The following is a 24060-nucleotide window of genomic DNA, read 5'->3' on the forward strand; positions in this document are numbered from 1 at the left end:
GCCCGGCCTCACGGCACGAGGCTGGCCGCATGCAGGCGATCGGCGAGCGCCACGATCTCCGTCGCATCCTGGACCCGCGCGCGCCATGCCGCAGGAATGCCGTGAAGGCCGTAGAACGCGCCAGCGAGCTGGCCGCAGATCGCCGCGGTGGTGTCGGCGTCGTCGCCCAGGTTGGCCGCGCGCAGCACCGCATCGGCGAAGCACTCGGTCGTGGCGAAACACCACAGCGCCGCCGACAGCGCATCGACCACGTAGCCGGTGCCGCGGATCTGCGCCGCCGGCACCGCCGCGTGGTCGCGGATGGCCAGCGCACGCAGCGCCGGTGTCTGCATCGGCGGTGCGCCCGTCGGCTGCAGCACCTGCGCACGGTCCTCGCCCAGCAACGCGGCGCGCAACTGGAAGGCGAACAGCCGGCTGGCGTCCAGCACCTCGGCCGCGGCGTGCGTGGTGCGCGAACTGTCGGCGGCACGCGCGGCCAGTTCGTCGGGCCGCTGCGCGTAGAACATCGCCACCGGCGCCAGCCGCATCAGTGCGCCGTTCCCGGCCGCGCGCGGGTCGTCACTGCCGCTGAATGCCGGCCCGCCCTGCAGATAACGCTCCAGCGCGGCGCGCACCGTATTGCCGATGTCGAAGCACACGCCGGTGCTGCTCATGTAGCCGTGCCGGTACCAGTTGCAGTAGCGGTTCATCTGGTCGGCGGCGTCGAAGCCCTGCCGGTATAGCAGGCTGTGCGCCAGGCACAGCGCCATCGAGGTGTCGTCGGTCCACTGGCCCGGCTGCAGCTCGAACGGGCCGCCGCCGACCATGTCGTCGATCGGCGTAAAGCTGCCGGGCGCCTTGAATTCCAGGGTGGTCCCCAGCGCGTCGCCGACCGCCAGTCCCAGCAGGCACCCGCGGAAGCGGTCGCCGGGCGTCACCGCGACGCTCATCGTGCGGCCCGCTGCGCCTGTTGCTCGGCCAGGGTCAGGGCGACGTTGTCGCGCAGGTACGCCGGTTCGGCGCGTTCCGGTGCGATCGCCTCGCCGCGTGCGTACGCGGCCGCAGCCAGGGTCAGCACGTCGGCGGCATGCGGCAGCGCCTGCGCGTCGGCGCTGCGCCAGTGCGCGCCGAAGCGCCGCTGCAAGGTGCCATCAACCGCCGCCAAGCCGGTGCCGACCGCGGCCCAGGCCGCCTCCGGCTCCGGCAACACGAAGGCCTCCGGACTCAGCACCTGCTCCGCGGTCAGCGCCTGCAGGCCGCCATCGGCCTGCCGCGCGTAGGCCGCGGTGTAGACCTCGCCCATGCGCGCGTCGATCGCCGCCAGCACCCGCGGCGCAGCGGCCGGCGCGCGCAGCGCCAGCACCTGCAGCGTGGACACCGGCAGCACCGGCAGGTCCAGGGCCAGGGCGATGCCCTGCGCGACCGCGATCGCCAGGCGCACCCCGGTGAACGCACCGGGGCCGCGGCTGAAGGCCACCGCATCGAGCTGGCGGCGGCCGATGCCGGCCTCGCTCAACAACTGCTCGGCCCAGGGCAGCGCCAGTTCGGCGTGCCGCCGCGGCGCCAGTTCGAAGCGCTCCAGCACGCGGTCGCCGACCAGCACGGCGACGGAGCAGGCTTCGGTGGAGGTTTCGAAGGCGAGAAGGTTCATCGAGGAGCCGGGATTGGGGATTCGGGAGTGGGGATTCGCAAAAGCAGGAGCGGCGCGTCGGCTAGTTTGACGCGGCCGGTGGCGTCGCGGCCTCGGGATTATCGCCCAGCGGCGGGGCCTCGGCGGCGAAGAACTGGCGCACGTCCTCCACGTCGCGGGTGCGGGCGAACGGCGGCAGCGATTCCAGGAAGGTGCGGCCATAGGACTTGGACAGCAGGCGAGGGTCGCACAGCACCAGCACGCCGCGGTCGCGCTCGCTGCGGATCAGCCGGCCCACGCCCTGCTTGAGCGCGATCACCGCCTGCGGCAACTGCTCGTCGCGGAACGGGTTGCCGCCGTCGCGTCGGATCGCCTCAAGGCGCGCCTCGAACACCGGATCGTCGGGTGCGGCGAACGGCAGCTTGTCGATCACCACCACGCTCAGCGCATCGCCCACCACGTCCACGCCTTCGCGGAAGCTGGCCGAGCCAAGCAGCACGCCGTTGCCGGAGGCGCGGAAGCGCTGCAACAGGGTCGCGCGCGGCGCCTCGCCCTGCACGAACAGCGGCCAGGGTCCGTCGCGCAGTGCTTCGGCCGCCTCGCGCAGCGCCCGGTGCGAGGCGAACAGCAGGAAGGCGCGACCTTGCGAGGCCTCCAGCACCGGCTGCAGCGCGGCGATCAGCGCGGTGCCGAAGCCGCGCGCCGCCGGATCGGGCAGCGCCGGCAGGTAGCACAGCGCCTGCCGCGCCCAATCGAACGGGCTGGGCTGCAGCAAGGTCATCGGGTCGCTCAGGCCCAGGCGCGTGGCGATGTGTTCGAACTCGCCCTTCACCGCCAGCGTCGCCGAGGTGAACACCCAGGCCGCGTGCGACGCCTCGCGATGCGCGCGCAGCGGCCCGGACACGTCCAGCGGCGTGCGCTGGCAGCGGAAGCCGCGCGGCGTCAACTCGTACCACAGCACGTCGTTGGACGGCGCGTCCGGTTCCGGCTCGGCCTCGAAATCCGGAATCGGCGCATCCTCGCCGAGCCAGCGGCCCAGCCGCGTGCGCAGTTCGCGCGCGCGCGCCGCGCAGGCGTCGAAGCCGGGCGAGGCCTCGCGCAACACCGCCAGCGGTTCCTGCAGCCGCGCCAGATCGGCCAGCAGCGCGTCGAAGCCGTCGCGCACCTGCGGCTTGGCCAGCAGCCGCCACTGCGTGCCGCGTGCCGGCAGTCCTTCCATCGCCGCGCGCAGTTCGCGCAGGGTCTGTTCCAGCGCCTGCGCCGGCGCCTGCAGGCTGGCCAGCGCGCCGGCGACATGCCGGCTCTCGGCCAGGCAGTCGCGCGCCAGCTCCTGCAGCGGGCGCATGCCGAAGCCTTCGCCGAAAAAGTTCGCCGCCAGTTCCGGCAGCTGGTGCGCCTCGTCGATCACGAAGGCCTGCGCGCCGGGCAGGATCTCGCCGAAGCCCTCCTGCTTCAGCGCCAGGTCGGCCAGCAGCAGGTGATGGTTGACCACCACCAGGTCGGCCGCCTGCGCGCGCTGCCGCGCCTGCACCACGAAGCACTCGCCCCAGAACGGACACTCGGTGCCCAGGCAGTTGTCCACGGTGGAGGTGACCAGCGGCAGCAGCGGCGAATCGTCGGCCAGCGCGTCCAGCTCGGCGATGTCGCCGAAGCGGGTGCGCCCGCTCCAGGCGACGATGCGCTGGAACTGCGCGACCTGCTCGCGCGCGGTGAACCGCGGCTCGCCGCGGGCCTGCTGCAGGCGGTACTTGCACAGGTAGTTGGCACGGCCCTTCAGCAGCGCACTGCTCAGGCCCACGCCCAGCGCGGCCCGCACGCGCGGCAGATCGCGGTGGTAGAGCTGATCCTGCAGCGCGCGGGTACCGGTGGAGACGATGGTCTTCAGCCCCGACAGCAACGCCGGCACCAGATACGCATAGGTCTTGCCGGTGCCGGTCCCGGCCTCGGCGAGCAGCACGTCGCGCTGCTCGAACGCCTCGGCGATCGCCGCGGTCAACCGCAACTGCGCCGGCCGCGGCACGAACGCATCGAGCTGGCGTGCAAGCGCACCGCCTTCGCTGAGCGCTTCGGTGCTTGCGTGGGCTAGAGACATGGGGGTGGTGCCGGGATTGGGGAGTCGGGATTGGGGATTGGTAACAGCACGGGGCGTGCGCGTCGCGGGTCAGTGCGTTCGGCCAACCAGACGCAGGAAACGCCAACCAGCGACTTCAGCCGGCAACGCGCGGAATGCGCTCTTGCCAATCCCCAATCCCGACTCCCCAATCCCCGCCCTTAGTACCGCTTGATCCCCGGCACCGTGCACCCCGCGATCTGCGCGTGCGCCGAGGCGGCGTTTTCCTTCTGCCCGCGGGCCAGGCGTGCCTGTTCGATGGTCGCCCAATGGCGGCGGCACAGCGGGCCGGTCTGCGAGCCCAGGTCGATGGCGCGCTTGGCGAATGCTTCGGCCTGCGCATCGTCCTTCTGCAGCAGCGCCACTTCGGCGCGGTCCTGCAACAGCGCCGGGTCGTCTGGCACCAGCTTCAGCGCCTGGTCCAGGGCCGCGGCGGCGCCGGCCAGGTCGCCGGCGGTGCGCTTGCGCTTGGCGCTCTCGCGCAGGTCCTCCACTTCCGGATCGCGCAGCGGCTGCACGCTCAGTTCGGTGTCGTCGGCACCGCCGCTGGCGTCGATCGCGGCGAGGCGCTGCGCCGGCGTGGTGGTGTCCACCGGCGCGGCCGGGGGCGGCGGCGGCGGCGCGCTGACGCAGGAGGCGAGCAGCAGGCTGAGGGCGGCGATGGCGGGAAGACGTGGGGTCATGAGCGGTATCCGGAATCCGGGAATCAATGCGCCGGCGGCGGCGTGGCCGCGTCGGCAGGCGGGTCTTTCTTCTTGTCCAGGCCGAACCAGCTACGCCAGCCGCCGCCCTGGTGTTCGCCCTCGGCGGGCGCGGCCTCTTCCGGCAGCGCCTGCGGCGGCGTGCACGCGGCGTACGCCGGCACGAAGCCGACCACGAACGGGAACTGGCGCGCGCCGGGGCATGTCGCGTCGGTGCTGTTGTACCCCACCGGGTCCATCCACTGCCAGTCGATGCCCTTGCCCTGCACCTGCAACGGCGCGCTCGGCAGCCGCGAGAAAATGCCCGACCACACCCGCATCGCGCCGGTGGCGCCGTACAGGCCGGTCTGCTTGTTCTGGTCGTTGCCGATCCAGATCACCGCCAGGTGATCGCCCGTGTAGCCGGCGTACCAGCTGTCCACGCCGTCGTTGCTGGTGCCGGTCTTGCCGGCCGGCGACAGCTTGCCCAGGCCGTCGCTGAGCAGTTGCCGCGCGGTGCCGTTGCTGACCACCTGCTGCAGCGCCATGCCGACCAGGTTGGCGGCGATGGAGTCGCCCTCCTGCGCCGGCGCCGGGGTCTTGTCGTAGCGCTTGAGCAGCTTGCCCTGCGGATCGAGCACGCCGCGCACCGCATGCAACGGCTGGATCTCGCCGCCGGAGGCCAGGAACTGGTACAGCTGCGCCATCGCGTACGGGCTCTGGTCGGTGGCACCGAGGATCAGCGAAGGATTGACCTCGGCCTCGATGCCGGCCAGCACCTTCACCAGTTGCGCCACGCGCTCCGGCCCGACCTGCATGCCGACGCGCACCGTGGCCTGGTTGTAGGAATGCGCCAGCGCATCGACCACGCGCACGGTGCCGTGACTGCGGCCATCGGAATTGCCCGGGCTCCAGGTGCGGCCGCGGCCCAGTTGCACGGTGACCGGCGTGTCGTCGACCCAGCTGGCCAGCGAAAAACGGTCCGGCTGCGCCAGCGCCAGCAGGTACACGAACGGCTTGAGCAGCGAACCGACCTGGCGCTGCGCCTCGATCGCGCGGTTGAAGCCGGGCTGGGCCACGTCGCGGCTGCCGACCACCGCCAGCACCTCGCCGTTGTGGGTGTCGGTGAGCACCAGGCCGGCCTGCAGCGGCGGGCGCTTCTTGTTGGTCTCCAGCGCGGTGATGGTGCGCGTGACCGCGCCTTCGGCATAGGCCTGCGCCGACGGCGACATGCCGGTGAGCACGCTCAGGCCGGCGCCCTGCAGCGCGCTTTCGGGGTAATCGCGCGCCAGCTGGCGCCGCACCAGGTCGACATAGGCCGGGAAGCGGTTGGCGGCGACCAGGCCGGGTTCGGCCGGCACGCCCAGCGGTGCGGCCAGCGCCTTGCGGTAGGTGGGTTCGTCGATCAGCTCGCTCTCGCGCAGCTTGCCCAGCACGAAGTTGCGCCGGTCCAGCGCGCGCTCGGGATAGCGCCGCGGGTCGTAGTAGGACGGCCCCTTGACCAGGCCGATCAGCAGCGCCACCTGCTCCGGCGCCAGCGCATCGAGTTCGCGGCCGAACCAGAACTCCGCACCGGACGCGACACCATGCACCGCCTGGCTACCGCGCTGGCCCAGGTACACCTGGTTGAGATACGCCTCCAGGATGGTGCGCTTGTCGTAGCGCGCCTCCATGATCAGCGCGTACAGGATCTCGTTGAACTTGCGGGTGACCGTCTGTTCCTTGCCGATGCCGAGCAGGCCGCTGCGCGCCAACTGCTGGGTCAGGGTGCTGGCGCCCTGCCGGCTCTTGCCGCCGGAGCGCACCATCACCCAGGCCGCGCGGACCATGCCGCTCAGGTCGATGCCGTGGTGCGAATTGAAGTCGCGGTCCTCGACCGCCTGCAAGCCGGTGACCAGCAGTTCCGGCACCTCGTCCACACGCACCAGGCGCCGCTCTTCCTGCTTCTGCCCGTACAGCGTGGCGATGCGCGCCGGATCCAGCCGCGCGGCCTTGAGCGCCTTGCGCGTCTGCGCATCGCGCAGCGCCACCACGCGGCCGCCGGCCAGGCCGACCTCGATGCGCCGCGGCGCGACCCGCCCGTCGACGTCGACGTAGCCGCGGCTGGCGATGGTGAAGCGGCTGCCGTCCTGCTGGTAGCTGCCGGGGCGCTGGGCACCGGCGTCGGCGCGATAGCTGGCCGCATCCAGTTCGGTCTTCAGCGTCTGCGGGTCCATCGCCGTGTCCGGCGCCAGCACCAGCGGGCGCGCGTAGACACGGGTGGGGATCTGCCAGCGCAGTTCGCCGAAACGCTGGGTGACCTGTTTGTTCAGATAGACCGTGTACGGAATCAGGAAGCCCAGGCCGAGTGCGGCGGCGGCCAGGCCCCAGGTGAGCAGGCGCCGGCGCCATACGGCGGCGGGGCTGTCCAGGGCGTCGTCCTGATCGTCGGTGTCGTGATCGTCGTAGCGTCGGGGCACGGGAATGCGAGAATGTAAATTCCGCCGAGTCTAGCGCAGCCCAGCGGGCAGCGCGGCGCGACGGCCTCTTCGTTTAAGTTGGAGTGGTACCGGATGTCGATGTCGTGGGCGAATGCGCGCTACGCCCTGAACCGCCTGGCTGGCCTGGTCCGGCGCGGCCTGACCAGCCTGCGCACGCGCGGCTGGCGCAGCACCTGGGAGCGGTTGCGCGTGCATGCGCAACCGCTGCCGCCGCCGCAGCGCGCGCTGTTTGCGGTGGCGCCGGCGCCGTTCGCGCCGTTCGCGGTGCCGAACAGTCCGGCGCCCTTGGTCAGCATCGTGATCCCGGTCTACAACCACGTCGACCATACCCTCGCCTGCCTGCGCGCGTTGGCCGCGCATCCGCCAGCCGCCCCTTGCGAGATCCTGGTCATCGACGACGGCAGCAGCGATGCCACCGCGCAGTGGCTGCCGCAGATCGTCGGCCTGCACTACCACGTGCGCGAGCACAACGGCGGCTTCATCGCCACCTGCAACGACGGCGCTGCACGTGCGCAGGGCCGCTACCTGGTGTTCCTCAACAACGACACGGTGCCGCAACCGGGCTGGCTGGACGCGCTGCTGGACACCTTCGCGCAACTGCCGGAGGCCGGCCTGGTCAGCGCGCAACTGCTGTATCCCGACGGTCGCCTGCAGGACGCCGGCGGCGTGGTCTTCGCCGACGGCAGCGCGTGGAGCTACGGCCGCTTCGAGTCGCCCGAGGATCCGCGCTACGCCTACCTGCGCGACGTCGACTACGGCAGCGGCGCGGCGCTGGCGATCGAACGTGCGCGCTTCCTGGCACTGGGCGGCTTCGATACGCGCTACATGCCGGCGTACTACGAGGACACCGATCTCGCCTTCGCGGTGCGCGCCGCCGGCTTGCGCACGCTGGTGCAACCGGCCAGCCGCGTGGTCCACGACGAAGGCACCAGCAACGGCACCGACACCGGCAGCGGGGTCAAGGCCTACCAGGTGCGCAACCGCGCAGTCTTCGCCGCCAAGTGGGCCGAGGTGTTGCCGCGGCACCTGGCGCCGGGCACGGTGCCGACGCCAGCGCTGCTGCACCGCCAGCAGCGCCAGGTGCTGATCCTTGACGAAGCGCTGCCGCAGCCGGACCGCGACTCCGCCTCGCTGCGCCAGCTCAACCTGATCCGCCTGTTGCTGCAGGAAGGCGCCCACGTGGTGTTCGTGCCCAGCGAGCGCAGCTACGCCAGCCGCCACAGCGAGGCCTTGCAGCGGCTGGGTGTGGAGGTATGGCACGCGCCGTACCTGAAGAACCTCACTGGGTTCCTGCAGCAGCACGGCGCGCGCTTCCACAGCGTGCTGCTGGTGCGCCACCACGTCGCCCACGCCTGCCTGCCGCTGCTGCGCCGGTTCGCGCCGCAGGCACGGCGGCTGTTCGATACCGTGGACCTGCACTACCTGCGCGAACGCCGCGGCGCCGAACTCGCCGGCGACGCGCGCCTGCTGCGCGAGGCCGAGCGGACGCGCGCGCGCGAACTGGAGGTGATGGCGCAGGTCGACGTGACCGTGCTGGTCAGCGCGGTCGAACGCGAACAGTTGCAGCGCGAAGCGCCGCAAGTGCGCACGGCGCTGATCTCGAACCTGCACGAGGTCGCCGGTCCCGGCCTGCCGTGGGCGCAGCGCCGCGACCTGGTGTTCGTCGGCGGCTTCCGCCATGCGCCCAACGTGGATGCGGTGCGCTGGTTCCTGCAGGAGGTGTTCCCGGCGGTGCGCCTGCGCTTGCCGGAGGTGCGCTTCCACTGCATCGGTGCGGACATGCCGGAGGACATCCGCCGCCTCGGCGAGGCCACCGCCGGTGTCGAACTGCTCGGCCACGTCCCCGACATCGCCGCCTACATGGACGGCATGCGCATCGCCGTGGCGCCGCTGCGCTTCGGCGCGGGGGTCAAGGGCAAGGTCAACCTGAGCATGGCCCACGGCCAGCCGGTGGTGGCCACCGCCTGCGCGGTGGAAGGCATGCACCTGCGCGATGGCGAGGACGTGCTGATCGCCGACGAGGCCGCAGCATTTGCCGACGCCATCGCGCAGCTGTACGCCGATCCGGCGTTGTGGCAGCGGCTGGCCGACAACGGCCTGCGCAACATCGAGACCCACTTCTCGCTGGACGCTGCGCGCGCCACGGTGCGGGAGGCGTTCCTGGCGTGAGCGGCGGTGGCGCGCCGTTTTCTATCGCGTCGGGACTGACGTCCTTCCCACAACGTTGCCGCGCGCATCGCCGCTGCCTTAGGCCGTGCCGAGCAGATAACGCCCGCGCCGTAAAAAGTTCACGACACATGCGCTGTCCGAGTGCACCTGTGGGAGGGGCTTCAGCCCCGACGCATTGCAGCCTCAGCCAGCAGAAAAGCCTAACCCGTACTGCATGCGCTAACGCCCAGGGCTGAGGCTGCGCAGGCGGCGCTCGAACGCGGCCAGTTCCGGGGTGGACGGATCGATCGCGCGGGCGCGCTGCAGCGCCTGCCGCGCAAAGGTGGCATCGCCGCCGCCCAGGCGCTCGTCGCCGACCGCCAGCCAGCGCTGCGCCAGGCGCCGGCGGGCGGTGACCAGGCCGTTGCCGCCCGGGGCCAAGGCGCGCCAGGCGTCGTAGCAGGCGCTTGCCGCCAGCACCCGGTTGCCGCGCATGGCATCGTCGAAACAGCGTCGCAGCGCCGCCAGCACCCGCTGCTCGGCCGCGCGCACCCGCGCGTCGCGCGGTGCCAGGGTCTGTGCCGCGAGCAAGGTGTCGTAGGCGCTGGCGCCGGGCGGGGTGACCCAGTCGCCACGCGCCTCGGCGGCCTGCAGGTCGGCCAGCAGGCGCTGCAGGCGCCGCTCGCGCTCGGCCGGCGACACCCGCGCTTGCGGCGTGGCCTGGCTCTGCCGGGCGCGCTGCAGCGCCTGCTTGGCGTCGGCCAGGGCACGGCTGTCGGGTGCCAGCGCCTGGCCCTTGCGCAGCGCGCGCTCGGCCTCGCCGAAACGGAAATCGGCGGCGGCCCGGCTCGCCTGCAGGGCATAGCCCGCGGCGACCCGCTCCAGGCCGTCGCTGGCGCCCGCCGCATCCGGTACCGCCGCGCGCCACTGCGCGAAGGCGCGCGCTGCCGCGTCCAGGCGCTGCCGACGCAGGGCCTGCTCGGCGTCGTGCTGCAGGCGCTCCAGCGCCCGGTTCAGTTCCGCCTGGGTCTCGGGCAGGTCGACATGGCCGGCGTCGTAACCGCGCGCGCGCTCCACCAGCGCCGCGGCGGCGGCCAGGTCGCCGCGCGCCAGCGCGCTGCGCGCGTGCTGCAGCAGTTCCGACAGCGCATCCTCGCGGCCTTCCAGCGCCGCGGTGCGCTCAGGCGCGAACTCCAGCACTCGCTGGTACAGCGGCAGGGCCGCGTCCGGGCCATCGTCCAGATGCCCGTCGCGGCGCGCCTGCGCCGCCCGCTGCAGCAGTTGATCGATACCGGCATGCGCGGCCTCGCGCGCACGCAACGCCGCCTCGATGCGATCGGCATCGGCGCGCGGTACCTGCAGCGCACGCGCCAGGGCCAACGCCTCGCGCGCCTGCGGATAACGGCCGGCGGCCAGCGCCGCGCGCGCCTGGCCCAGCGCCGCGCGCCCGGTCGCGGCCAGCCCGACGCGCGCCTGCATGCGGTCGCCGTCCAGCGCCAGCGCGGCCTCGAAACGCTCGCGCGCGCCGCTGCCGTCGGCGGCGCTGAGCCGGCCCGCGCGCAGCGCCGCGTGGCCCTGGTCGAGCAATTGCTGGATGCGCGTCTCCGGCCAGATCAGGTCGGCCAGCGGGCGGCGGAACAGCACCAGCGTCGTGCCCAGCACCAGCAGCACCGCCAGCACCCAGCGCCAGACACGCCGGTCGCGCCACAGCGGCACCGGCCGCGGCCTGCGCTGGGGTTCGTCCCTGACCTGATCTGGCGGCATGCTCACCGCGCAAGCTTAGCGTCGGCCCGATGACGAACAGCTGTGCGTCGCCTCTCCCCCGCCCCGCCGGGGACGGCCAGAGCGGCCGCAGACGCCTGCGGCCCCGCGCGGCGCCGGCGCTCAGCCCAGCCGCCGCGCCTCGTGCACGCCCGGCAGCGCGTCGAGCTTGCCGAGCAAGGTGGACAGTTGCCCGTAGTCGCCGACCTTCAGCCGCAGCCGCAGTTGCGCCAGGCCACTGTCGCGCACGTTGTCGCTGTTGATCTCCAGCACGTGCGCCTCTTCCTGGGCGATCAGGTTGGTGATGTCCTTGAGCAACCAGCGCCGGTCCACTGCGCGCACCAGCACGTCGACCTCGTAGCCGCCGCCGGCCTGGCCCCATTCCACCGGCAGCACCCGCTGCGGATGGCTGGCGGCCAGCCGCGCGAACGCCGCGCAGTCGCTGCGGTGCACGGTGACGCCGCGGGTGCGGGTGAGATACCCGGCGATCGGCTCGCCGGCCACCGGCTGGCAGCAGCGCGCCAGTTGCACCAGCAGATTGCCCACGCCCTGCACGGTGAACTTGGATTTGCCCAGGCCGGTGCGCCGCGCGGTCGGCCGCGGCATGGCCGGCGCCGCCGGCTGCGCTGCGGCGCGCTCGGCCTCGTGCAGCGCGCGCCCGACCTGGCTGGGGCCGACATCGCCCAGCGCGACCTGGATGTACAGCTCCTCCACGCCCTCGGCATGGAACTTCTTCGCCGCCGGCAGCAGGTCGGCCTGCTGCAGGCCCAGGCGCTTGAGTTCGCGCTCCAGCAATTCCTTGCCGGCCTGCACGTTGCGCGCGCGGTCCAGCTTGTGGAACCAGGCGCGCACCTTGTCGCGCGAGCGCCCGCTGGCCAGGTAACCGTTGGCCGGCAGCAGCCAATCGCGGCGCGGCTCGGCCTCCTTGCCGGTGAGGATCTCCACGCGGTCGCCGCTGCGCAGCTTGTGGGTCAGCGGCACGATGCGGTTGTTGACCTTGGCGCCGCGGCAGCGGTGCCCGACCATGGTGTGCACGTGGTAGGCGAAGTCCAGCGGCGTGGCGCCCTGCGGCAGGTCGATCACCTCGCCCATCGGGGTCAGCGCATAGACCCGGTCCTCGACCAGCTCGGCGTCCAGCGCGCCGGCCAGCCCGCCCTGCTCACCGTCCTGCGACTGCTCCAGCAGCTGCCGCATCCAGGTGATCTTGCGGTCGAAGGCCTTCTCCGCCCCCTTGCCGCCTTCCTTGTACTTCCAGTGCGCCGCCACGCCCAGCTCGGCCTGCGCGTGCATGTCGTGGGTGCGGATCTGCACCTCGATCGTGCGCCCTTCCGGGCCGACCACCGCGGTGTGCAGCGAGCGGTAGTCGTTGGCCTTGGGCCGGGCGATGTAGTCGTCGAACTCGCTGGGCACCGGCGCCCACAGCGCGTGCACCACGCCCAGCGCGGCGTAGCAGGCGGCGACGTCGTCGACCATCACCCGTACCGCGCGCAGGTCGTACAACTGGTCGAAGGCCAGGCGCTTCTTCTGCATCTTCCGCCAGATGCTGTAGATGTGCTTAGGCCGCCCGCTGATCTCCGCGCGCAGGCCCTGCTCGGCCAGCGCCTTGGATAGGATTTTCTTGACCGCCTCGATGTAGCGCTCGCGCGCCACCCGGCTCTCGTCGACCTCGCGGGCGATGCGCCGGTAGGTGTCCGGCTCCAGGTGCCGGAACGCCAGGTCCTCCAGCTCCCATTTCAGCTGCCAGATGCCCAGGCGATTGGCCAGCGGCGCGTGGATGTCGCGGGTCAGCTGCGCCAGCGCGCGGCGCTGCGCCTCCGGCGCCTTGTCGGCCACGCGCATCTGCGCCAGTTGCCGCGCCAGCAGGATCGGCACCACCCGCAGGTCCTGCACGATCGACAGCAGCAGCCGGCGCAGGCCCTCGCTGTTGCGCCCGGCCTCGCGCCCGGCATGCAGCGCCCACACCTGGTCGGCGGCGTCCTGCGCCTCCAGCAACCCGGTCACCGCCTGCGCCCGCGCCGGCGGCGCCACCGGCAGTTGCGGCAACTGCGCGCGCAAGCCCGGCAGGTCGAACAGCACCGCGGCCAGCAGCGCAGCCTCGTCGGCCGACAGCAACGCCAGCGCATCCAGCGTGTCGGCCAGCACCGGCCACGGCAGCCGCGGCGGCTCGGGCTGCGCCTGCCAGGCCTGCAGCAGCGCCGCGCGCAGGGCGGGCGCCAGGGTCGCGGCCGCCGGGCGCTGCAGCAACGCCTCCAGGCCGGAGTGGACGGTGTGGTTCAAGGACGGACGCAGTCGACGAAAACGGGGCCGCCTACACTAACGCGCTTGTGCGCGTTCTCACAATTGCGCCGAGCGCACGCCTGCGCAGCACCACGCGCATACGCACCGCCAGCTCACTGTGACCCGGTTGCGACTTGCCACGCTTTTACCTGAATTTCACAACCGCCCCGACCCCCGCGCCTATGCTCGAACGCGATGGCAACCGCATGCTGTCCTGCATGCGCCGCTGCCGTCGCCCCTGGACCGACTCGAAGAGGAACGCACATGAAGAAGTGGAACAAGCCTGTGATCCGCGAGATCTGCGTCGGTGCGGAAATCAACTGCTACGCCTCCGGCGAGCTCTGACCCGCGCAACCCTCCTTTCCCGCGACCGAAGCGCGACCGGCCGGGGTATGTCTTCCATCCCCGAGCATGCCGCGCCGTGCTTGCGCGCGCCTGTGGCAAGAAAGAGCGAGGACGTGGACATCTGTCCACGCCCGAGCGATGACGCAGCCACGTGCGTGGGCAAACGCGGCCCATCGGGTTGAACCGCCAGGCTCGACGCGGCGTGTTCGGGGATGGGGGGCATCCCCTTATGCCAACGGAGACCGGATGCACCTCATCGTATTGGGATCGGCGGCAGGCGGAGGGCACCCGCAGTGGAACTGCCACACGCCCGCGAGCCAACGCGCGTGGCAGCAACACCCGGGTGCCCAACGCCGTACCCAGGCCAGCATCGCGGTCAGCGTCGACCGCCAGCGCTGGCTGTTGATCAATGCCTCACCGGATTTTCGCCAGCAGGTGCTGGCCACGCCGGCACTGTGGCCGCAGCGCGAGCAGCGCCATTCCCCGATCGAGGCCGTGCTGCTGACCAGCGGCGAGATCGACCATATCGCCGGCCTGCTGTCGATGCGCGAGAGCCAGCGCTTCGACCTGTATGCCAGCGGCCGCGTGCTCGAGTTGCTGGCGCAGAACCCGGTGTTCGACGCGTTGCATCCGGCCTACGTGCACCGCCACCCGTTCGCCCTGGACACGCCGCTGTCGCTGCTGGGGTTGCAGGTCACGCCGTTCGCGGTGCCGGGCAAGGTGCCGCTGTTCATGGAAAGCCGCCACAGCGGCGACCTGGCCGGCTCCGTCGAGGAAACGCTGGGCCTGACCATCGACGACGGCCAGCACCGCGTGCACTACATCCCCGGCTGCGCCGCGCTGACCGATGCCCTGCGCGCGCGGCTGGACGGCGCCGAGTTGGTGTTCTTCGACGGCACGCTGTGGTGCGACGACGAACTGGTGCAACTCGGCGTCAGCGCCAAGACCGGCCAGCGCATGGGCCACATGAGCATCGACGGCGCGGCCGGCACCCTGCGCGCCTTCGCCGATCTGCAGGTGGCGCGCAAGGTCTTCATCCACATCAACACCACCAACCCGATCCTCGACGCCGGTTCCCCGGAGCGCGCCACCGTCGCCGCGCACGGTTGGGACGTGGCCCACGACGGCATGGAGATCGCGCTATGACCCGAACCCCCGTATCGCCTGCGAGGCCGAGCCCGTGAGCGCCTTGCTGAGCCCTGAGCAACTGGAAACCGCGCTGCGCGCGATCGGCGCGCGGCTGTACCACGACCAGCATCCCTTCCACGCGCTGCTGCACAGCGGGCGCCTGAACCGCGGCCAGGTCCAGGCCTGGGCGCTGAACCGCTACGAGTACCAGCGCTGCATCCCGCTCAAGGACGCGGCGATCCTGGCGCGGATGGACGATCCGGCGTTGCGCCGGATCTGGCGCCAACGCATCGTCGACCACGATGGCAGCAGCGACGGCGAAGGCGGCATCGCCCGCTGGCTGCACCTGACCGACGCGCTCGGGCTGGACCGCGACCTGGTGCAGTCCGGCCGCGGCCTGCTGCCCGGCACCCGCTTCGCGGTGCAGGGCTACCTGCACTTCGTGCGCGAGAAGAGCCTGCTGGAGGCCATCGCCTCGTCGCTGACCGAGCTGTTCGCGCCGGGCATCATCAGCCACCGCGTGGCCGGCATGCTGCAGCACTACGACTTCGTTTCGCGCGAGGCGCTGGCGTATTTCGAGCATCGCCTGCACGAAGCCCCGCGCGATTCGGACTTCGCGCTGGACTACGTCAAGCGCCACGCCGACACCGTGGAGAAGCAGCGCCTGGTGCAGGACGCGCTGCGTTTCAAGTGCGGCGTGCTGTGGTCGCAACTGGACGCGTTGCACTTCGCCTACGTGCAGCCGGGTGTGGCCTGGCCGGACGCGTTCGCTCCCGACGCCGCGCAGGCAGCGGCATGAGCACGCTGGACGCTAGCAGCCAGCCGCGGCTCGCCGTTGGCGTGCGCCTGCAGCACGACCGCGCCCGCGACCAATGGGTGCTGCTGGCGCCGGAGCGGGTGATCGAGCTGGACGAGATCGCCCACGCCATCGTCTCGCGCTGCGACGGCACCCGCAGCCTGGCGGCGATCGCCGCGGACCTGGCCACCGAATTCGAGGCCGACCCGACCGAGGTCGAACGCGACGTGCGCGAACTGGCGCAGCAGTTGCACGCCAAGCGGCTGCTGCGCGCATGAGCGCGCCGGTGCCACCGCCGCTGTCGATCCTGCTGGAGCTGACCCACCGCTGCCCGCTGGCCTGCCCGTATTGCTCCAACCCGATCGAACTGGCCGGCCTGCGCGAGGAACTGGACACCGCCGGCTGGCGCTCGGCGCTGGACCAGGCCGCGGCGATGGGCGTGCTGCAGGCGCACTTCTCCGGCGGCGAGCCGATGCTGCGCAAGGACCTGCCCGAGCTGGTCGCGCATGCGCGCGCACTGGGCCTGTACAGCAACCTGATCACCTCCGGCGTGGCCGGCGGCGCGCCGATGCTGGCGGCCCTGGCCGCCGCCGGGCTGGAACACGTGCAGTTGAGCGTCCAGGACGCCGACGCCGCCGGCGCCGACCGCATCGCCGGCTACCGCGACAGCCTGGCGAAGAAACGCGCGTTCGCCGCGGCGGTGCGCGCGCTCGACCTGCCGCTGACGATCAATGCGGTGATCCACCGGCACAACGCCGAACGTGTTCCGGCAATGATCGAGCTGGCGCTGGAGCTCGGCGCCGAGCGCCTGGAAGTGGCCCATACCCAGTACTACGGCTGGGGCCTGCGCAATCGCGCCGCGCTGATGCCCAGCCGCGCGCAGATCGACGCCACCGTGGCCGCGGTGGACGCCGCGCGCCTGCGCCTGCAGGACCGCCTGCACATCGATTTCGTCACCCCCGACTACTACGCGCACCGGCCCAAGGCCTGCATGGGCGGCTGGGGCCAGCGCTTCGTCAACATTTCCCCGCGCGGCGACGTGCTGCCCTGCCACGCCGCCGAGACCCTGCCGGACATGCGCTTCGAGAACCTGCGCACGCGGCCGCTGGCGGCGATCTGGGCAGACGGCGAGGCCTTCGTGCGCTTCCGCGGCAGCGCCTGGATGCCCGAGGTGTGCCAGGGCTGCCCGAAGCGCGAGATCGACTGGGGCGGCTGCCGCTGCCAGGCGCTGGCGCTGAGCGGCGATGCCGCGACCCTGGACCCGGTCTGCGAACGCGCCCCGGCGCACGCGGCACTGCAGGCGCTGGCGCAGCGCGAAGCCGCCGCGCCGGCGCCGGACTTCGTGTACCGGCGGCCGCCACGCGCGGCCGTCGCGCCCGCCGCCGACGACTGAGGCCGGGCGCCGACGCGGCCCCGGGTGCGCCGGCGGGCGGTGCGCCGTCACCGCTTGCGACTACACTACCGCGCATCCCACTGCCCGGATCCCCGCCATGTCCCTTGCGCGTCTCGCCTCCCTGGTCCTGTGCGCGGCGCTCGCCGTATCCTCCGCCCCGGCACTCGCCCAGCGCACCGTCTCCGGCGATCTGCAGACGCAGATGTCGCCGCAGGAGTTCAAGGCCGCCGGGCTGGACAAGCTGTCGCCGCAGGAACTGGCCGCGCTGAACGACTGGCTGCAGGGCAAGGTCGCCAAGGAGACCGCGGTGGCGCTGGAAAAGGCCAAGGAGGAAGGCCGCCGCGAGGTGATCACCAAGAACCGCGGCTTCTTCGACTTCGGCAGCGCCGAGCCGATCGAGAGCACCCTGGTCGGCGAGTTCACCGGCTTCGGCAAGGGCCGCAAGTACGTGCTGGCCAACGGCCAGGAGTGGGAACAGACCGAGGCGGCAAGCCTGTCCAGCGTGCGCCTCACCGCGCCCAAGGTGAAGATCACCCCCGGCATCGCCGGCGTCTGGTACATGCAGGTCGGCACCTACAACACTCGCGCCAAGGTCCGCCGCGTCAAATAGGGTCGCAGCCATGCACCTGCGTCCGCGGCCGGGCCTGGCCGACGCCTCGCACAGCGTCGCCGATGCGCTGCGCCGGCGCCTGCGCGCCAGCGATGTGTGGTTCATCGCCCTGGCCCTGCTGGTCGGCGTGATCGCCGGCCTGCTGACCCTGTTGCAGAGCAGCCTGGCGCACGGCGCGCAGGCCTTGCTGTACGGCCTGGACGCCGACGAGCGGCTCAGCGCCATGTCCGAACTGAGCGTGCAGCAGTTGCTGGTGCTGCCGCTGGGCGGGCTGCTGGTCGGCCTGCTGGGCATGGCCGCGCGCGCGCGCAAGCGCCAGTTGGTCGACGCCGTTGAAGCCAACGCGCTGTACGGCGGGCGCATGTCGATGCGCGACAACCTGATCGTCTCCGTGCAGACCCTGTTCTCCAACGGCGTCGGCGCCTCGGTGGGCCTGGAAGCGGCGTATACGCAGATGGGCGCGGGCACCGGCTCGCACCTGGGCCGGGTGCTGCGCCTGCGCCGCGCCGACATCCGCACCCTGGTCGGCGCCGGCGCCGGCGCGGCCATCGCCGCCGCCTTCGGCGCGCCGCTGGCCGGCGCGTTCTACGCGTTCGAGATCGTCATCGGCGCGTACTCGCCCTCGGCGCTGGCGCCGGTGGCGGTGGCCTCGCTGGGCGCGGTGTTCGTGTCGCAGCTGGCCGGGGTGCAGCCGTACCTGCTGCCGGCGTCGGCGGCCTCGGCGCTGGAGGCGCGCGACTACCTGCTGTATGCGCTGCTCGGCGTGCTCTGCGCGCTGCTGGCGGTCGCGGTGATGCGCCTGATCGGCGCGATCGAACAGGCGATCAACCGCAGTCCGCTGCCGCGCTGGGCGCGCCCGGTGGCCGGTGGCCTGCTGCTGATCCCGCTGGCACTGATCACCCCGCAGGTGCTGTCCTCCGGGCACGGCGCGCTGCACCTGGACCTGACCAGCCCGACCTCGCTGCGCTGGCTCGGCATCCTGTTGCTGCTCAAGTGCCTGGGCTCGGCGATCTCGCTGGGCTTCGGCTTCCGCGGCGGCCTGTTCTTCGCCTCGCTGTTCATGGGCTCGCTGGTCGGTGGGCTGTTCGCCGGCGTGCTGAATCTCGGCAGCGGCATGGCCCTGGTCGACGGCACCGCCGCCTCGCTGGCCGGCATGGCGGCGATGGCCGCCGCCGTGGTCGGCGCGCCGATGACGATGGCGATGCTGGTGCTCGAGGGCACCCACGACTTCGTGCTGGCCAGCGCGGTGATGGTGGCGGTGCTGGTGGCCAACACCATCGTCCGGCAGATCTTCGGCTACTCGTTCTCCACCTGGCGCCTGCACCTGCGCGGCGAAACCATCAAGAGCGCGCGCGACGTGGGTTGGGTCAAGCATCTCAGCGCCGGACGGATGATGCGCAAGGACGTGCATCCGCTGGCCGCCACCACCAGCGTCGCCGAGTTCCGCCGCCGTTTCCCGCTCGGGTCGGGCACCCGCGTGGTGCTGGAGGACGAGAACGGCCACTACGCCGGCCTGGTCACCGTGTCCACCGCCTATGCCGATGGCGTCAACGCCGACGCGGCCATCGTCGACTACGCCGGCAACCGCGACGTCGCCCTGCCCGCCGACACCGACGTGGTGACCGCCATGCGCCAGTTCGACCTGACCCAGAGCGACGAACTGGCCGTGGTCGACGAACAGGGCAAGGTGCTGGGCGTGCTCAGCGAAAGTTTCGTGCGCAAGCGCTATGCCGAGGAACTGGACAAGCGCCAGCGCGAGCTGATGGGCGAGCGGGTGGATGATTGAGGGCGGGGAGTGGGGAGTGGGGATTCGCAGGACTGCTGGCCCCTGAGAGGTTTAGGGCCGTGATCGCATGTCGTAGGAGCCGCTTCAGCCGCAACGCGTTGGCGCAAAAAGGTCGCGGCTGAAGCCGCTCCTACCCCGCACCGGCAAGATGCTGCTGCGCCGGCGCTTGGCTCCCCGAAAGACGTGCCATTACCGCGCAACTCGCTTGCCCTCCACACGGCGCAACTTTCTTGTGCAAGGGCTTCAGTCCCGACGCTTTTTGCGTCAATGCGTCGGGACTAAAGTCCCTCCCACAACGGTCGCCGTGACCACTCCACGCGGGGCATCTCCCTTTGTGGGAGGGGCTTCAGCCCCGACGCAGTATCGCCAGAGCATCGGGAATGCAGGGCACCTTCAACCATCCCGGGGGCGTACGCGTAGGAGCGGCGTCAGCCGCGACGAGGCCTTGCCGGCAACACCGTGGCGGCTGAAGTCGCTCCTACAGATGCAATGACATGTATGACGAACGCGGGTGATGAAACCTGCCCTGAAATCCCTCCCACAGAACGCTGCAAAAGCGAACGCCGCGGCCACGGGCAGCAGGAACAGCACGGGAATCCTGCCACCAATCCCCAATCCCCAATCCCGAATCACCGCAATTGCGCCACCCGCTGCGCCAGCTTCTTGGCCGAGATACCGGCGCGGGCACCCAGCTCCTGGGCGAACAGCGACACCCGCAGTTCTTCCAGGTCCCAGCGCAGCGCCTGCCACTCCGGCGTGTCTGCACGTCCAGCCGCGGCCGCGTCGGCCAGTGCGTCGACGAAGGGCTTCAGCTCCAGCATGCGCGCCTGGTCGCGGGCCGGGTCGCGCTTGGCGCGTTCGGCGCGCAGGATCATCGCGCGCAGATAGCGCGGGAACTGCGCCAGCGCGGTAGCCGGGGTCTCGCGCAGGAAGCCCGGATGCAGCAAGGCCGCCAGTTGCGCGCGCAGGTCGTCGAGGTTGCCGCTGGCCCAACCCATCAGCGGCGATTCCAGTTGCGGCTTCAGATCGGCGGCCGCGCCCATGATCGCCTCGGCCAGCTTCAGCCGTTCCATCGCCTCGCCGAACAGCTGCCTGGCGGCGGCGTCGCGGCGCTGGGCGAAGCTGTCCGCGTCGCGGATCGCCTCCAGCCCCTGCTCCAGCAGCGCGTTCAACGCCGCCTCCACCAGGTCGCCGCGCAGGCGCTCCTGCGACTCGATCGCCGCATACAGCAGCCCGGTCTTGGGCGACACCGGCAACTGCTTGCGCGCCTGCTTGACCTTGTCGGCCAGGCCGATCTCCAGCAGCCGGCGCACGCCGCGCGGATGCGCGGACTCGGCCTGCGCACGGTCGGCGAAGATGCGCAGCGCGGCGCTGTCGCCCTCGTCCACCAGCGCCGGATACGCCGGCACGCCGGCTTCGCCCGGCACCTGCAGTGGAATCGGCGTGGCCGGGAATTCGCGCAGCCCGGTCGCGGCCATGGCACGGCCGGCGCGCGCGGCGAAGGCCTGCCCGGCACGTTCGCCGAAGCGCGCACGCAGCACGTCCAGGTCGCGCGATTCGGCCAGCACCTTGCCGGCATCGTCGCGCAGGCGCAGGTTCATGCGCAGATGCGGCTCCAGCGTGCTCTCGTCGAACTCCAGCGCACTGAGCGGCGCGCCGGTGGCACGCTGCAGGAAGCGCGCCAGCTCACCACGCATGTCGTCGGCGCTGGGCTGCGGGAATGCCTCGTAGAACGCACGGGCGAAGTCCGGCGCCGGCACGTAGTTGCGGCGCAGCGCCTTGGGCAGGCTGCGGATCAGCGCCGCGGCCTTGTCGGTCACGAAGCCGGGCGCCAGCCACGACAGCCGTGCCGGGTCGAGCGCGTTGAGCAGGTGCACCGGCACCTCCAGGGTCACGCCATCGTCGGCCGCGCCCGGTTCGAACCGGTACTGCAGCGGCAGCCGCGCATCGCCCAGCGGGAAGTACTTGGGATAGCGCTCGGCCTCGCTGCCCTCGCCCGGCAGCAGGTCGGCCAGCGACCAGTGCAGCGCGCGCCGCTGCTCCGGCGCCAGCGCCTTCCACCAGGCATCCAGGCCGGAGGCGGAATGGATCTCGCCGGGAATCCGGTCCAGGTACCAGCGCGCCTGCCAGTCCTCGTCGGCGACGATGCCGGCGCGGCGCAGCTTGGCCTCTTCCTCGTGCGCCTGCGCCAGCACCTTCTGGTTGTCGGCGACGAAGCTGGCACGGGTGTTGATCTCGCCCGGCACCAGGCCCTGGCGCACGAACAACTCGTGCGCACCCGGCGGATCGATGCGGCCGTAGTGCACCGGCTTCTTCGGCGCCAGCACCAGCCCGAACAGGCTGATCTGCTCGGAAGCCAGCACCTGCCCCTGCGCGCGCGACCAGTGCGGATCGAAATGCTTGCGCGCCAGCAGGTGCGGCAACTCGGCGATCACCCAATCCGGCTCGATCGCGGCGTTGGTCAGGCCCCACACCTTCTGCGTGTCCAGCAGCGTCGCCGGCAGCGCCCACGGCGGCGGCTTGCGCGCCAGCGCCGAGCCGGGGAACAGCAGGAAACGGCGCTGCCGCGGCGCCTGGAAATCGCCTTTCTCGGTGCGGTGGCCGACCTGGGTCGGCAGCCCGGCCAGCAAGGCGCGGTGCAGCGCCTGGTAGGCCGCGGCGCGCTCGCGCTCGCTGGCGCGCGGCGCCTCGCCCGACTCGGCGGGCGCCGGTGGCGGGGCCTGGGCCGCCGGTGCGGGCGTGGCCGGCGTGCCGGTGCCACGGCCTTCGCGGGCCAGGCGCGCGGCGCGGTGCAGCTGCCCGCGGGTCGCGCGCGCCGCGGTCTCGGCATCGCGCGCCGGCGCGGGCGCGGAAGCGCCGGCCAACAGCGGCCGCAGGGAGGCCTCCTCCGGCTCCTCGGCCCAGCCCAGTTCCGCGCACAGCAGATGCAGCTGGCGGTGCAGTTCGCGCCACTCGCGCATCCGCAGGAAGCCGAGGAAATGCCGCCCGCACCAGTCGCGCAGTTTGGACTGGGTCAGTTCCTCGTGCGCCTGCCGGTAGCCGTCCCACAGGCGCAGGATGCCGACGAATTCCGAGCGCGCGTCGGCGAACCTGGCATGTGCGTTGTCGGCCGCCTCGCGCGCCTCCGGCGGGCGCTCGCGCGGGTCCTGGATGCCCAGGAACGCGGCGATCACCAGCATCGGCCGCAGGCAGCCGTGCTGCTGCGCCGCCACCAGCATCCGCGCCAGCTTCACGTCCACCGGCAGCCGCGCCATCTTGCGGCCGATCTCGGTGAGCTTGCGCAGGCCGTGGCGGTCCGGCTCGCCGACCGCGCCCAGTTCCACCAGTTGCTGCCAACCATCGGCCACCGCACGCTCGTCCGGCGGCTCCAGGAACGGGAAATCCTCGATCCGTCCCAGCCCCAGCTGCAGCATGCGCAGGATCACCCCGGCCAGGCTGGAGCGGCGGATCTCTGGATCGGTGAACGCCGGCCGCGCCTGGAAATCCGCCTCGGCGTAGAGCCGGTAGCAGATGCCTTCGGCGATGCGGCCGCAGCGGCCCTTGCGCTGGTTGGCGCTGGCCTGCGAGATCGGCTCGATGTGCAGGCGGTCGAGCTTCTGCCGCGGGCTGTAGCGCTTGACCCGCGCGTAGCCGGGATCGACCACGTAGCGGATCCGCGGCACCGTCAGCGAGGTTTCGGCGACGTTGGTGGCCAGCACCAGGCGCCGCCGCGGGCCGGGGTTGAACACCCGGTCCTGATCGGCGTTGGAGAGCCGGGCGTACAGCGGCAGCACCTCGGTCTCGCGGTACTTGCGCCGTTCCAGCGCATGGTGCGCATCGCGGATCTCGCGCTCGCCGGGCAGGAACACCAGCACGTCGCCGCGCGGATCCAGCCGGGTGATTTCGTCCACGGCCGCCACGATCGCGTCGTTGACTGAGAGGCCGGGAGTCGGGATTCGGGAGTCGGGATTCGAAACGGCGGTTGGCCGCGCGCGTTCGGCGTCACTGGCTTCTGCCAATCCCGCGCGCTCCTCGACAGCCGCAGGCTGGCCATCCCCACTCTCCAATCCCGGCTCCTCCAGCGGCCGATAGCGCACCTCTACCGGATAGGTGCGGCCTTCCACGCTGATCACCGGCGCATCGTCGAAATGCGCGGCGAAGCGCGCGGTGTCGATCGTCGCCGAGGTCACGATGACCTTCAGATCCGGGCGCTTGCGCAGCAGCTGCTTCAGATAGCCGAGCAGGAAATCGATGTTGAGGCTGCGCTCGTGCGCCTCGTCGACGATGATCGTGTCGTAGCTGGACAGCCAGCGGTCGCTGGCGATCTCGGCCAGCAGGATGCCGTCGGTCATGAACTTGATCCGCGTCTGCTCGCCGACGCGGTCGTTGAAGCGCACCTGGAAGCCCACCGTCTCGCCCACTGGCGTGCGCAACTCCTCAGCCACGCGGCTGGCCACCGCGCGCGCGGCGATGCGCCGCGGCTGGGTGCAGCCGATCATGCCGGCGGCGCCGCGACCGGCGGCCAGGCACAGCTTCGGCAACTGCGTGGTCTTGCCCGAGCCGGTCTCGCCGGCGATCACCACCACCTGGTGGTCGCGGATCAGCGCCACGATGCGCTCTGCCTCGCGCGCGATCGGCAGCTGCGGATCCAGGGTGATCGCCGGCTGCTGCGCCGCGCGCGCGGCGCAACGCGCCTGCGACGCCTGCAGCGCCTGCTCGAACGTGGCCTCCAGCGCGGCATTGCCGGGCGCGGCCTGCCAGCGCGACCATAGGCCCAGCAGGCGGCCGCGGTCGCGGGTCAGCGCGCCGTCGATCGCGGCGCGACGTTCGCGCAGGCGTGCCGGTACGGAGGGTTTTTCGATAGCGTTCATCAATCGGATGCCATTGAACGTTGAATCACAGCACATGCTTTAGTCTGTCTATTGTGACGCCATCTCATCCGTAACCCCCAGGAGGAA

16 protein-coding genes are annotated in these 24060 nt (G+C 71.8%); 8 read left to right on the top strand and 8 right to left on the bottom strand.

Annotated features, from left to right (window positions below):
• Positions 1-8 precede the first annotated feature (8 nt).
• The 5 genes from Q7W82_RS17410 to mrcB all read right to left on the bottom strand — a co-directional run bounded on the left by Q7W82_RS17410 (position 9) and on the right by mrcB (position 6858).
• Positions 9-929, bottom strand: coding sequence for an ADP-ribosylglycohydrolase family protein (locus Q7W82_RS17410; protein ID WP_242161108.1), 921 nt, complete (start codon positions 927-929; stop codon positions 9-11).
• Entirely contained in the window at positions 926-1630 is a 705-nt protein-coding gene (gene tsaB / locus Q7W82_RS17415; RefSeq protein WP_242161109.1) for a tRNA (adenosine(37)-N6)-threonylcarbamoyltransferase complex dimerization subunit type 1 TsaB, read from the bottom strand. Before tsaB ends, Q7W82_RS17410 begins: the two co-directional genes overlap by 4 nt.
• A 61-nt stretch (positions 1631-1691) precedes the next feature.
• A complete protein-coding gene (locus tag Q7W82_RS17420) occupies positions 1692-3701 on the bottom strand; it encodes an ATP-dependent DNA helicase (RefSeq protein ID WP_242161110.1) in 2010 nt (669 codons plus the stop codon).
• Between the two features lie 179 nt (positions 3702-3880).
• Entirely contained in the window at positions 3881-4402 is a 522-nt protein-coding gene (locus tag Q7W82_RS17425; protein WP_160946495.1) for a tetratricopeptide repeat protein, read from the bottom strand.
• Between the two features lie 23 nt (positions 4403-4425).
• Positions 4426-6858 carry a penicillin-binding protein 1B gene (gene mrcB, locus Q7W82_RS17430; protein ID WP_242161111.1) on the bottom strand — a complete coding sequence of 811 codons (2433 nt, stop codon included), beginning with the start codon at positions 6856-6858 and terminating at the stop codon, positions 4426-4428.
• A gap of 93 nt (positions 6859-6951) precedes the next feature.
• On the opposite strand from mrcB, the gene Q7W82_RS17435 reads away from it, so the two are divergent.
• Positions 6952-9048 (top strand): glycosyltransferase, encoded by a 2097-nt coding sequence (locus Q7W82_RS17435; protein ID WP_242161112.1) that lies wholly within the window; start codon positions 6952-6954, stop codon positions 9046-9048.
• 219 nt (positions 9049-9267) lie between these two features.
• Here Q7W82_RS17435 and Q7W82_RS17440 read toward each other — a convergent pair whose 3' ends face one another.
• Positions 9268-10791: a hypothetical protein gene (locus Q7W82_RS17440; protein WP_242161113.1), complete on the bottom strand. Its 1524-nt coding sequence runs from the start codon at positions 10789-10791 to the stop codon at positions 9268-9270.
• A gap of 120 nt (positions 10792-10911) precedes the next feature.
• Positions 10912-13065, bottom strand: coding sequence for a bifunctional (p)ppGpp synthetase/guanosine-3',5'-bis(diphosphate) 3'-pyrophosphohydrolase (locus tag Q7W82_RS17445; RefSeq protein ID WP_242161114.1), 2154 nt, complete (start codon positions 13063-13065; stop codon positions 10912-10914).
• Between the two features lie 264 nt (positions 13066-13329).
• Between Q7W82_RS17445 and pqqA the strand changes: the two genes are divergently transcribed.
• The 7 genes from pqqA (at position 13330) to Q7W82_RS17480 (ending at position 19123) form a co-directional block, all read left to right on the top strand.
• Entirely contained in the window at positions 13330-13410 is an 81-nt protein-coding gene (gene pqqA, locus Q7W82_RS17450) for a pyrroloquinoline quinone precursor peptide PqqA (RefSeq protein ID WP_010344287.1), read from the top strand.
• A 246-nt stretch (positions 13411-13656) separates the two neighbouring features.
• Entirely contained in the window at positions 13657-14556 is a 900-nt protein-coding gene (gene pqqB, locus Q7W82_RS17455; RefSeq protein WP_242161115.1) for a pyrroloquinoline quinone biosynthesis protein PqqB, read from the top strand.
• A gap of 34 nt (positions 14557-14590) precedes the next feature.
• Positions 14591-15337, top strand: a complete 747-nt coding sequence (gene pqqC / locus Q7W82_RS17460; protein WP_242161116.1) for a pyrroloquinoline-quinone synthase PqqC — start codon at positions 14591-14593, stop codon at positions 15335-15337.
• Positions 15334-15612 carry a pyrroloquinoline quinone biosynthesis peptide chaperone PqqD gene (pqqD, locus tag Q7W82_RS17465; protein WP_242161117.1) on the top strand — a complete coding sequence of 93 codons (279 nt, stop codon included), beginning with the start codon at positions 15334-15336 and terminating at the stop codon, positions 15610-15612. The genes pqqC and pqqD overlap by 4 nt, the downstream gene beginning before the upstream one ends.
• Positions 15609-16727: a pyrroloquinoline quinone biosynthesis protein PqqE gene (gene pqqE / locus Q7W82_RS17470; RefSeq protein ID WP_242161118.1), complete on the top strand. Its 1119-nt coding sequence runs from the start codon at positions 15609-15611 to the stop codon at positions 16725-16727. Before pqqD ends, pqqE begins: the two co-directional genes overlap by 4 nt.
• A 97-nt stretch (positions 16728-16824) precedes the next feature.
• Positions 16825-17337, top strand: coding sequence for a hypothetical protein (locus Q7W82_RS17475; protein WP_242161119.1), 513 nt, complete (start codon positions 16825-16827; stop codon positions 17335-17337).
• A 10-nt stretch (positions 17338-17347) separates the two neighbouring features.
• On the top strand, positions 17348-19123 hold the full coding sequence (locus Q7W82_RS17480) for a chloride channel protein (protein ID WP_242161120.1): 1776 nt from the start codon (positions 17348-17350) through the stop codon (positions 19121-19123).
• 629 nt (positions 19124-19752) lie between these two features.
• Here the strand turns inward: Q7W82_RS17480 and Q7W82_RS17485 are convergent.
• Positions 19753-23973, bottom strand: a complete 4221-nt coding sequence (locus tag Q7W82_RS17485; protein ID WP_242161121.1) for a DUF3418 domain-containing protein — start codon at positions 23971-23973, stop codon at positions 19753-19755.
• Between the last annotated feature and the right edge of the window lie 87 nt (positions 23974-24060).

This window comes from Xanthomonas indica (genome assembly GCF_040529045.1).
Lineage (GTDB): Bacteria > Pseudomonadota > Gammaproteobacteria > Xanthomonadales > Xanthomonadaceae > Xanthomonas_A > Xanthomonas_A indica.